The following is an 11,735-nucleotide window of genomic DNA, read 5'->3' on the forward strand; positions in this document are numbered from 1 at the left end:
TCAATGATTATGTCGCGGTGTCTTCGCCGAAATCCCGCGATATTTCAACGCCATCTCGAGCACCGCGCCATCCTCGAGCTGTCCGGTCTTTTCGCGGTACAGCTCCTCCCACGGCGTATGGCTCTCGGGGATCGGCGGCGCCGGCTCGCCCTTGCGCTTCGCGATCTCGGCCGCTTCGACCAGCGCGTTGCAGGTGCCCGCGTTGAGATCGATCCGGATCACATCGCCATTGCGCAGCCAGGCAAGCCCCCCGCCGACCGCGCTTTCGGGCGAGGCATTGAGGATCGAAGGGCTGTCCGACGTCCCCGATTGCCGTCCGTCGCCAAGCGTCGGCAGCCAGGCCACGCCGCGCTGGATCAGCGCGTCTGGTGGCTGCATGTTAACGACCTCGGCCGATCCCGGCCAGCCGATCGGCCCGGCACCGCGCATGACCAGCACGCAATTCTCGTCGATCTCCAGCGCGGGGTCATTGATGCGGTGATGATAATCGTCCGATCCGTCGAAGATCACCGCGCGCGCCTCGAAAATCCCTTCCTTGCCGGGATGGCTCAGATAGCGCTGGCGGAATTCGGCCGAGATCACGCTCGTCTTCATGATCGCGAAGTCGAACAGGTTTCCGGTCAGCGCGAGGAAGCCAGCTTTCTCCTGCAGCGGCGTCGCAAAGGCGCGGATCACCTCGCGGTCGCGCGCATCGCGCCCGGCGATATTCTCAGCCACGCTTTGCCCCGTCACCGTGATGCAGCTCGTATCGAGCAGTCCGCCAGCAGCCAGCTCGCACTGGATCGCCGGCACGCCGCCCGCGCGGTGGAAACGCTCGCCGAGGAAACGGCCCGCCGGCTGGACATCGGCCAGCAGCGGTACGTCATAGCCATATTCGGTCCAGTCCGACGGGTTGATCTCGACCCCGGCATGGCGCGCCATCGCCATCAGATGCGGCTGCGCGTTGGAGGAACCACCGATCGCGGTGATCACCCGGATCGCGTTGAGGAAGCTGGCCCGGGTCAGGATCTTCGACGGGCGCAGATCCTCATACGCCATGTCGACGATGCGGCGCCCGGTCTCGTACGCGATCTGGCCGCGCTCGCGGTACGGCGCGGGGATCGCCGCGCAGCCCGGCAGCGACAGGCCGAGCGCTTCGGCCACCGCGTTCATCGTCGAGGCGGTGCCCATGGTGTTGCAATGCCCCGCCGAGGGCGCGCTGTCGGTCGCGCGGCGGAGGAACTCCTCCTCGTCGATCTCGCCCGCCGCGAGCTTGCGCCGCGAACGCCAGATGACGGTGCCGGAGCCGACCAGTTCGCCCTCATGCCAGCCATCGAGCATCGGTCCGCCCGACAGCACGATCGACGGGATGTCGACGGTCGAGGCGGCCATGATGCCGGACGGCGTCGTCTTGTCGCAGCCGGTGGTGATGACCACTGCGTCGATCGGATAGCCGTACAGGATCTCGACCAGACCGAGATAAGCGAGGTTGCGGTCGAGCGCGGCGGTCGGGCGCCGGCAATTCTCGAAGATCGGATGGGTTGGGAATTCCATCGGAATGCCGCCCGCGTCGCGGATGCCTTCGCGGGTGCGCCGCGCGAGATCGACATGGATCCGATTGCAGGGCGAAAGATCGCTGCCGGTCTGCGCGATGCCGATGATCGGCCGGCCGCTGCGCAGCTCGTTCGCGGTGATGCCGTAATTCATGAAGCGCTCGAGATAGAGCGCCGTCATGTCCGACCGCTCCGGATCGGCAAACCAGTCACGCGACCGGAAGGCCTTTACGGGTTCACGCTGCACGTCTCTCTCCTGACAACTATCATTGGTACCGGTAACATAGAACCACGGCGACCTCAATTCGAAGGTCGCTATCGCAAAAATAGTCTTGCGAGCCCTCGGGGCAGCTCAGGGCGCGCGCGACGCGACGACCGGCGGCCGCCGCCGTGGTGCGGCATCGGACTGCCGGCGCACCAGCGTGAAGTCGAGCTGGATATGACTCGGGTCCTCACGTTGCCCCGCGCGGCGGCTGCGAATCTCCTTTGCGAGCAGCTCAACGGCCGCCAGCGACATATCGGTGATCGGTTGGTGTATCGTTGTCAATTCCGGCCAAATCGTCGTGGCCAGGGCTGTGTCGTCGAAGCCGCAGACAGTCAGGTCGCCCGGCACATCGAGTCCGCGGCGATGCGCGACCGCGACCGTGGCCGCCGCCATATCGTCATTGCTGGCGAAGATCGCCGAGGGCGGATCAGCCACGTCGAGCAACTGCTCGGCCACATCGAGACCCGAACGATAGGTGAAAAGGCCCTGCACGATCAGCGCATCGTCCTGCGGCAGGCCGAGCGCGGTGAGCGCGTCGCGGTAGCCGGCGAGGCGGCGTGCGCTGGCGGTCTGGTTCGGGTTGCCGATGATGAAGCCGATCCGGTGATGGCCTAGCGCGGCGATATGGCGGGTCATCTCGAAGGCGGCGCGGTGGTCGTCGATGCTCACTGCCGAGAAACCGGGCGCCGGATGGCCGCTCGCGACCGTGACCGCGAGGCCGTCGGCTTCGCGCAGCACGGCAAGCAGGCGTTCCGAGTCGCACAGCGGTGGCGGCAGGACGATGCCTTCGATGCCGCCCAGCAACAGGCGCCGGGCCGCTTCATCGGCATGTTCGTCGTCATCGCATTTCTCGACGACGAGCTGAACATTGGCGCGGGTGGCGCAATCGAGGCTGCCGACCAGGAACTCGCTGAGATAGGCAGCGCTCGGGTTGCTGTAGAGCAGGCCGATCCGGATCGGCTGCGCACCGGCAAGGCTGCGCGCGGCGGGATTGGGAGAATAGCTGAGCGCCGCGATCGCGGCATTTACTGCCTCGCGCGTGGCCGGCCGGACATTGCTCTCGCCGTTCAGGACACGCGACACGGTCATGGGCGAAACGCCGGCCTTCTCGGCTACATCGCTGATCGTGGCGGTGGTCTTTTGCCGCCGAGATGTACGTTGCCTCAAATCGTGATGCTCCCCTTGGCACGGTGGCTACGATGTTGCGGTGCAGTCCGCAACATGGGCGGACACACAAAATGGGCGACTGACTCGCGCCAGCCGCCCCAGGGGAGAAAGATCGGCACGGCTAGCGAGGGCTATCCATGCCGATGTGTGAAGGGCGACGGGGGGAAAGATCCGACGGCCTCCGCATCAGAAGCGTCCGCTGTGGGTGACAGGGGCGAGGCCCTGCCTGACGCGCACGACCAGGAATTTTTCAAGATTGGTGCTCAAGCCATACCCCTCAAATCGGACCTCTATCGGGTCTCTCATTGTCTCACGCCGAACATAAATGATAGCGATCACATTGACGCTATGCCTCTGGCGACTGGCTGTCAATGCTGCGGGGCGAAGGAAATCGCCAGTCAGGCTCTAATCTATGTTACCGCGCTACTTCCCGGGCTCGTAGGGGAAGGTGATCGCCTCATAGTCTGCCAATGAACGCGCCGGCGGCGCTTCGCCCGGCGGCAGCGGACGACCCGAAACGCTCATGAAATAGGCAAGGCACGCATCGCGCCACCACTGCGCCTCGCGCTGCTGGATCGATAGGAAGGTATCGGTCTTGGCGTAGCGTTCGCCATCGATCAGCGGCGCCAGCATCCGCCATTTACGTTGCATGTCGCCGACCTGCGCAATGCCGAGCGCATAATGCGCGACAAGCTCTTCCCACAGCGTCTTGCCCGAAGTCATGCGTTGATCCCAGCCGACATGGTGGAACCAGAGAAGGTCCCGTTCCGGCGTGGTCTTCGGGTCAGCGAACATCGCCGCGACCTTGGGCGCATATTGGGCGACGGCATTGCTGCCGGTCTTCGTCCGGTCGAAGCCGATGCCCGTCGCATCCGCCTTGTGATAATAGACCGGGTTCCACTCGGGCCGGGCGAGCTCATGCACCCAGGGCGCCGGGCCATAATGATGGCTGGTGGCCATCATATGGGCGAGGCCGAGCGGCTCCATATAGTTCACCACCGCCTCGCGCGACGTCGTCATCATGTCGACTACCGTCGGGGTGATCTGCGGGTTGGGCCCGAAGGTCAGCTCGGACCATTCGCCCGCAACCGCCTTCGCCGATGCCTCGGGGTCCCAGGCCATACGCCCGAACACGAACCAGTTCGCCTGGTTGAAGGTCGCTCCGCTCCAGTCGCGGTCGCTGCCGATATTGGCGACGCCGGCCATGCCGGTCAGCGCATGATGGTCGAGCGACCCGTCGATCACCTTCGCGACGGTCGATCCCTTGCCGTGCGCCCAGGTGTCGGCCTGCAGCACTTCCTCATAGAGCGGCCCGAGATAGACGAGGTGAGTCGCCATCCCGAGATATTCCTTGGTGATCTGGAATTCCATCATCAGCGGGGTCTTCGGCATCGCACCGAACAAGGGATGGAAGGGCTCGCGCGGCTGGAAATCGATCGCGCCGTTCTTCACCTGGACAATGACATTGTCGGCGAACTTGCCGTCCAATGGCTTGAAGTCGTCATAAGCCTGTTTGGCGCGGTCCTCGGGATTTTCCTGCGCATAGACAAAGGCGCGCCACATGATGACCCCGCCATGCGGCTTCACTGCGGCGGCGAGCATGTTAGCGCCATCGGCATGGTTGCGGTGATAGTCCTGCGGGCCCGGCTGACCTTCCGAATTCGCCTTCACGAGGAAGCCGCCGAAATCGGGAATGGCGGCATAGATCTCGTCCGCCTTCGCTTTCCACCACGCAGCGACGGCGGGGTCGAGCGGATCGGCGGTCTTGAGATGGCCGATCTCGATCGGTGCCGACCAGCGCGCAGAGAGATAGACCTTTATGCCATAGGGCCGGAATACCTTCGCCAGCCCCGCCGCTTTGGCGATATACGGCGCGGTCAGGCTGTCGGCCTTGGCGTTGACGTTGTTGAGAACTGCGCCGTTGATCCCGATCGACGCATTGGCCCGCGCATAATCGGTGTAGCGCTGGTCCTTGAAGTCGGGGAGCTTCCACCAGTCCCAGATCGACTGCCCGGCATAGCCACGCTCGACGGTGCGATCGAGATTGTCCCAATGGTCGAGGATGCGGAGCTTGAGCTTCGGCGCGGAGGCGATGTCGAGTCCATCGAGAGGCTGGCCGCGTTCCAGCCGCTCGATCAGCGCGAAGCTGCCATAAAGAACGCCGATGCCGCTATTCGCCGCGATCACGGTCACCGGCTTGCCGTCGATGGTCACGCTGCGAATCAGATAGCCTTCATCGCCGAGCTGGGCGAGCGGCAGGCCAAGCGCCCGGATGCGCGGCTCGGCCGCTGTGCCGAGGACGATCGCACCGGCCGAGACCGTCGCGCTCGTCGGCGGGGCGCTGCCGAGCATGCCGCCAAGCGCACGATCGAGCTCCTCGACAGCTTTTCCAATGGAGGGGTCGCGATTGTCGGTGACGATGGCGGTCGCACGGACGCGAGCCAGCGCCTGGATGTCCACCGGGAGCGGGCGGTACCGCAGCCACAGATCATAGCCGTCTTCGGCACGGGCAGCGGTCGCGGGCAGGGCGCCGGCCAAAATGAACAGAGCCGCACACCATGCTACCAAGCGACTCATCGAACTTCCTCTCACGCGCGCCGGGCCGGCTCTCCCGGCGACCATCGGCAATTGACAGACATTGCCTGACTTATCATGGTAGCGCTATCAGAAAAAGCGGTGGCGCGGCGGCTTGTCCGACGACACCGTGTCCACAGGAGGGGTTCCCCATAATGCCATCCACTATCGCGTCGCGCTTCGTCCGCCGCTCGTTCGTCCTGCTGCTCGCCTGCGCCGCGCCGGTCGCGCTCAGCGCCGCGCCGCCCCCGGCCGCGCCCGCCGAGGCGAAGCCGCTCTACAAGGATGCCAGCGCACCGGTCGACGCACGCGTGGAAGATCTGCTCAAGCGGATGACGCTCGAGGAGAAGGTCGCCCAGCTGCTGACGGTCTGGCAGGAAAAGACCAAGATGCTCGATGCGAACAAGCGCATCGATATCGCCAAGGTTGCGGCGCTGTATCCGGATGGCCTTGGCGGTTTCTCGCGCCCCTCGGATGCGGACGGTCCCTCCTCGCCGCGCGTCGTGGCGCGCCGGGGCATCAAGAGCACGGTAGAGCTGGTCAATGATCTGCAGCGCTATGCCCTCACCAAAACCCGGCTCGGCATTCCGATCCTGTTCCATGAGGAAGGGCTGCACGGCTATGCCGCGGTCGGCGCGACCAGCTTCCCGATCCCGATCGGCCTCGCCTCAAGCTGGGATCCGGACATGATCCGCGCGATCAATGTCGTTACCGGGCGCGAGATCGCGGCGCGGGGCGTCACCCTCGCCCTGTCGCCCGTGGTCGATGTCGCCCGCGATCCGCGCTGGGGCCGGATCGAGGAGACCTTTGGTGAGGATCCCTATCTGGTCGGCGAGATGGGCGTCGCCGCGGTCGAAGGTCTCGAAGGCGCCGGCAAGCCTGAAAAGCTCGCGCCCGGCAAGGTCTTCGCCACGCTCAAGCATCTGACCGGCCATGGCCAGCCCGAGAGCGGCACCAATATCGGCCCGGCGCCGATCTCCGAGCGAGAGCTGCGCGAGAATTTCTTCCCGCCCTTCGAGCAGGTGATCACGCGCGCCGGGCCGGGCGCACTGATGCCCAGCTATAACGAGATCGACGGCACGCCGAGCCATGCGAGCAAGTGGCTGCTGCACGATGTGCTGCGCGGCGAATGGGGCTTCAAGGGCGCGATCACCAGCGATTATTATGCGATCGACCAGCTCCAGGACATTCACCACATCGCCGCGGACAAGGCCGAGGCAGCGCTGCTCGCGCTCAATGCAGGCGTCGACAGCGACCTGCCCGAGGGCGGCAGCTACAAGACGCTCGTCGCGTCGGTGCGCGCCGGCAAGGTCTCCGAAGCGCTGATCGACGACGCGGTCAGGAAGATGCTCGAGATGAAGTTCCGCGCCGGGCTGTTCGAGCACCCCTATGCCGATGCGGCGGCGGCGGTGAAGGTCACCAACAATGCCGAGGCCCGCGCGCTGGCGCGAACGGCGGCAGCGCGGTCGATGGTGCTGCTCAAGAATGATGGCGTGCTGCCACTGGCCCTCCCCGCAGCGGGTGCGGCCAAGCCGACCATCGCAGTGATCGGCCCGAGCGCCGCTGTCGCCCGCCTCGGCGGCTATTATGGCGAGCCGCCGGTCACTGTTTCGATCCTCGACGGGGTCAAGGCGAAGGTCGGGACGCGCGCCAACATAGTCTATTCGGAAGGCGTCAAGATCACCGAGAATGACGATTGGTGGGCAGACACCGTCACCCTCGCCGACCCTGCCGAGAATGCGAAGCGGATCGCCGCCGCGGTCGAGGCGGCGAAGGGCGCCGACACGATCGTGCTTGCGATCGGCGATACCGAGCAGACCAGCCGCGAGGCCTGGGCCGACAGCCATCTCGGCGACCGGTCGAGCCTCGATCTGGTTGGCCAGCAACAGGATCTGTTTGACGCCTTGAAGGCACTCGGCAAGCCGATCGTCGTGGTGATGATCAACGGCAGGCCGCTCTCGATCAACAAGGTTGCGGCCAATGCCAATGCAGTGATCGAGGGCTGGTACCTCGGCGAGCAGGGCGGCAACGCAGCCGCTGACGTGCTGTTCGGAGACGTCAATCCAGGCGGCAAGCTGCCGGTGACGATTGCGCGCTCGGTCGGGCAGCTGCCGATGTTCTATAACTACAAGCCATCGGCGCATCGCGGTTATCTGTTCGGCGAGGCGACGCCGCTGTTCCCGTTCGGCTATGGCCTCAGCTACACCAAATTCTCGATCGGTGCGCCGCAGCTGTCGAGCCCGACGATCCGGCCGGACGGCACGGTCCAGGTCAAGGTCGATGTCCGCAACACCGGCGCGCGGGCGGGCGATGAAGTGGTTCAGATCTATGTCCATGATCTGGTCAGCTCGGTCACCCGGCCGATCAAGGAGCTGAAGGCGTTCCAGCGCGTGACGCTGCAGCCCGGCGAAGCGAAGACCCTGAGCTTCACGCTCGATCACCGCGCCTTCGAGCTCTGGAATCTCGAGATGAAGCGCGTGGTCGAGCCGGGCCAGTTCGAGATCATGGCCGGCCCCAACTCGGTCGATCTGAAGACCGCAACGCTCACCGTCACCCAGTGAGCATCGCCTCCACCCCGATCGGCCGGCGCCAGGCGCTGGGCTGGCTGTCCTCGGCTTCAGTGCTCGCGCTGACGCCGGGGCTCGCCTTCGCGAAAACCGCAAGCGCACTCTACAAGGATGCGCGGGCGCCGATCGCGGATCGGGTGAAGGATCTGCTCGGGCGAATGACGCTCGAGGAGAAGGTCGCGCAGATGATCGCGCTCTGGGCGACCAAGGCCGATGTGATGGACGGGCTCGCCTTCAATCCCGCGAAGGCCAGCACCGCTTATCCCGACGGCATCGGCCAGATCTCGCGCCCGTCCGACAAGCGTGGCGGGCCCGGAATCGGCGCGGCCGAGGGCGGTACCGCGGCGCGCTGGCGGACGCCCGACGACAATATCGCCTTCAACAATGCTGCGCAGCATTGGGCGATGGAGAAGACCCGGCTCGGCATCCCGATCCTGTACCATGAGGAAGCGCTGCACGGCTTCATGGTGACTGAGGCGACCAGCTTCCCGCAGGCGATCGCGCTTTCCGGCAGCTTCGATCCCGGTCTCGTCCGCCGCGTGAACAGCGTGATCGCCCGCGAGGCTCGTGCGCGGGGCGTGCCCTATGTCCTCTCTCCCGTGGTCGATATCGCCCGCGATCCGCGCTGGGGCCGGATCGAGGAGACCTTTGGCGAGGACCCGTATCTCTGCGGCGAGATGGGCGTCGCCGCGGTCGAGGGACTGCAGGGCGTCGGCAAGAATGAGCGCCTCGCGCCGGACAAGGTGTTCGCGACGCTCAAGCACATGACCGGCCATGGCCAGCCGCAATCCGGTACCAATGTCGGTCCGGCCGAGATATCGGTGCGCGAGTTGCGCGAGAATTTCTTCCCGCCCTTCCGCGCAGTGGTCGAGCGCACCGCGATCGGCGCGGTGATGCCTTCCTATAACGAGATTGACGGCGTCCCGAGCCACGCCAATCGCTGGTTGCTGCATGATGTGCTGCGCGGCGAATGGGGTTTCGACGGCATCGTCGCGAGCGACTACGGTGCAGTCGAGGAGCTCGACCGGATCCATCATGTCGCGGCCGATCGCGACGAGGCGGCGCGGCTTGCGCTGGCGGCGGGCGTCGATTGCGTGCTGCCCGACGGCTTCGCCTATCGCGGGCTTGCCGATCAGGTCCGCAAAGGCACGGTCAGCCAGGCGGCGATCGACACCGCGGTCGCGCGCCTCCTTACCTTCAAGTTTCGCGCCGGCCTGTTCGAGAATCCCTATGGCGACGCCAAGCTCGCGGCCAGGATCACCGGCAATGCCGAAGCCCGCGCGCTGGCGCTCGAGGCGGCACGCAAGAGCCTGTGCCTGCTCAGCAATGACGGCACGCTCCCGCTCAAGGCCGGCACGCAAAAGGTCGCGGTGATCGGCCCGAATGCGGCGATCGCCCGGCTCGGCGGCTATTCGAGCTTCCCGAAACAGCGCGTCAGCCTGCTCGACGGCGTGCGCGCGAAGATCGGCGATGCGGCGGTAATCCACGCTCAGGGCGTCTTCATCACCACGACCGAGGACAATACGGCCGACGCGGTCGTGCTCGCCGACCCCGACAAGAACCGCGCGCTGATTGCCGAAGCCGTCGCGGCGGCGCGTGGGGCCGATGTGATCCTGCTCGCGATCGGCGATACCGAGCTGACCAGCCGCGAAGGCTATGCGAAGAACCATCTCGGCGACCGCGCCGATCTCGACCTGCTCGGCGAACAGAATGCATTGTTCGAGGCGCTCCATGCGCTCGGCAAGCCGATCGTGGTGGTCGCGATCAATGGCCGCCCGGCAAGCTGGCCGACAGTGGCGGCGAAGGCCAACGCCATCCTCGAATGCTGGTATGCGGGGCAGGAAGGCGGCACTGCGATGGCCGAGGCGCTGTTCGGAGACATCAACCCGGGTGCGAAGCTGCCAGTTACTGTGGTCCGCAACGCCGGGCAGATCCCCTTCTTCTACAACCACAAGCCAAGCGCCCGGCGCGGATATCTATTCGATGACGCCGCGCCCTTGTTCCCGTTCGGACATGGGCTGAGCTACACCAGCTTCGAGGTCGGCAAGCCCTTGCTCTCGGCGCCGAGCATCGCGCCGGACGGCAACGTCACCGTCACGGTGGACGTCACCAACACCGGCAAGCGGACCGGCGACGAGGTCGTCCAGCTCTATATCCGCCATCTCGGCGCGTCGGTCACTCAGCCGGTGATGGCGCTGAAGGGCTTCGAACGCGTCACGCTCGCCGCCGGCGAGACACGGAAAGTCAGCTTCACGCTCGGGCCAAAGGCCTTCCGCATCTGGAATCTGGAGATGAAGGAAGTCGTCGAGCCCGGCCGCGTCGAGATCATGGCGGGCAACAGCTCGGCCAAGGTGCAATCGGCGATTCTCACGATCGCCTGACTGGAAGCCCCATGCCAAAGATCACCAATGCCCGCGTCATCGTCACCTGCCCGGGGCGCAACTTCGTCACCCTGAAGATCGAGACCGACGAAGGCGTGTACGGCCTTGGCGACGCGACCCTCAATGGCCGCGAGCTGAGTGTGGCCAGCTATCTCCAGGATCATGTCGTCCCCTGCCTGATCGGCCGCGATGCGCACCGGATCGAGGACATCTGGCAATATCTCTACAAGGGCGCCTACTGGCGGCGCGGGCCGGTTACCATGTCGGCGATCGCCGCAGTCGATACAGCGCTTTGGGACATCAAGGGCAAGATCGCCGGCCTGCCGCTCTATCAATTGCTCGGCGGTGCCAGCCGCGAAGGCGTGATGGTCTACGGCCATGCCAATGGCAAAACCGTCGAGGAGACGATCGACAACGCGCTCCACTACCAGGCGCAGGGCTATAAGGCGATCCGCCTGCAATCGGGCGTACCGGGCCTTGCCTCGACTTATGGTGTGTCGAAGGACCGCTATTTCTACGAGCCGGCCGATGCAGATCTGCCGACCGAGAATCTCTGGTCGAGCGAGAAATATCTCCGCTCGGTGCCGGCCCTGTTCGAAAAGGCGCGCGAGGCGCTGGGCTGGGATGTTCACCTGCTCCACGACATCCACCACCGCCTCACCCCGATCGAGGCAGGACGTCTCGGCAAGGATCTCGAACCCTATCGCCCCTTCTGGCTCGAAGACGCTGTGCCCGCCGAGAACCAGGCCAATTTCCGCCTGATCCGCCAGCACACCACGACTCCGCTCGCGGTCGGCGAGATCTTCAACTCGATCTGGGACTGCAAGCAGCTGATCGAAGAGCAGTTGATCGACTATATCCGTGCGACCGTGGTCCATGCCGGCGGCATCACCCATCTCCGCCGAATCGCGAGCTTTGCCGATATGCACAATGTCCGCACCGGCTGCCACGGTGCGACCGATCTGTCGCCGGTCTGCATGGCCGCAGCGCTGCATTTCGACCTGTCGGTGCCGAACTTCGGCATGCAGGAATATATGCGCCACACCGAAGAGACCGATGCGGTCTTCCCCCACGCCTACAGCTTCGAGAACGGCATGATGCATCCCGGCGACAAGCCCGGGCTCGGCGTCGATATCGACGAAGCCCTCGCGGCCACCTACGAGTATAAGCGCGCCTATCTCCCGGTGAACCGTCTTGAAGACGGCACTATGACCAATTGGTGATCGAAACTACACGCTGCGGCACGCCC

6 protein-coding genes are annotated in these 11,735 nt (G+C 65.2%); 3 read left to right on the top strand and 3 right to left on the bottom strand.

Annotation, left to right across the window (positions count from 1 at the left end; all coding sequences use genetic code 11):
• The 3 genes from AC1DVS_RS05315 to AC1DVS_RS05325 all read right to left on the bottom strand — a co-directional run bounded on the left by AC1DVS_RS05315 (position 1) and on the right by AC1DVS_RS05325 (position 5,541).
• Positions 1–1,779 (bottom strand): IlvD/Edd family dehydratase, encoded by a 1,779-nt coding sequence (locus AC1DVS_RS05315; RefSeq protein ID WP_478020877.1) that lies wholly within the window; start codon positions 1,777–1,779, stop codon positions 1–3.
• Between the two features lie 105 nt (positions 1,780–1,884).
• Positions 1,885–2,964 (bottom strand): LacI family DNA-binding transcriptional regulator, encoded by a 1,080-nt coding sequence (locus AC1DVS_RS05320; protein WP_478020879.1) that lies wholly within the window; start codon positions 2,962–2,964, stop codon positions 1,885–1,887.
• 423 nt (positions 2,965–3,387) lie between these two features.
• Entirely contained in the window at positions 3,388–5,541 is a 2,154-nt protein-coding gene (locus AC1DVS_RS05325) for an alpha-glucuronidase family glycosyl hydrolase (RefSeq protein ID WP_478020881.1), read from the bottom strand.
• Positions 5,542–5,693: 152 nt separating this feature from the next.
• On the opposite strand from AC1DVS_RS05325, the gene AC1DVS_RS05330 reads away from it, so the two are divergent.
• The 3 genes from AC1DVS_RS05330 to manD are packed head-to-tail and all read left to right on the top strand — an operon-like array spanning position 5,694 to position 11,709.
• Positions 5,694–8,099 carry a glycoside hydrolase family 3 N-terminal domain-containing protein gene (locus tag AC1DVS_RS05330; RefSeq protein WP_478020883.1) on the top strand — a complete coding sequence of 802 codons (2,406 nt, stop codon included), beginning with the start codon at positions 5,694–5,696 and terminating at the stop codon, positions 8,097–8,099.
• 2 nt (positions 8,100–8,101) lie between these two features.
• Positions 8,102–10,486, top strand: coding sequence for a glycoside hydrolase family 3 N-terminal domain-containing protein (locus tag AC1DVS_RS05335; RefSeq protein ID WP_478021273.1), 2,385 nt, complete (start codon positions 8,102–8,104; stop codon positions 10,484–10,486).
• Positions 10,487–10,497: 11 nt separating this feature from the next.
• Positions 10,498–11,709: a D-mannonate dehydratase ManD gene (gene manD, locus AC1DVS_RS05340; RefSeq protein WP_478020885.1), complete on the top strand. Its 1,212-nt coding sequence runs from the start codon at positions 10,498–10,500 to the stop codon at positions 11,707–11,709.
• Positions 11,710–11,735: the final 26 nt, after the last annotated feature.

Source organism: Sphingomonas sp. P3_C5, assembly GCF_056402635.1.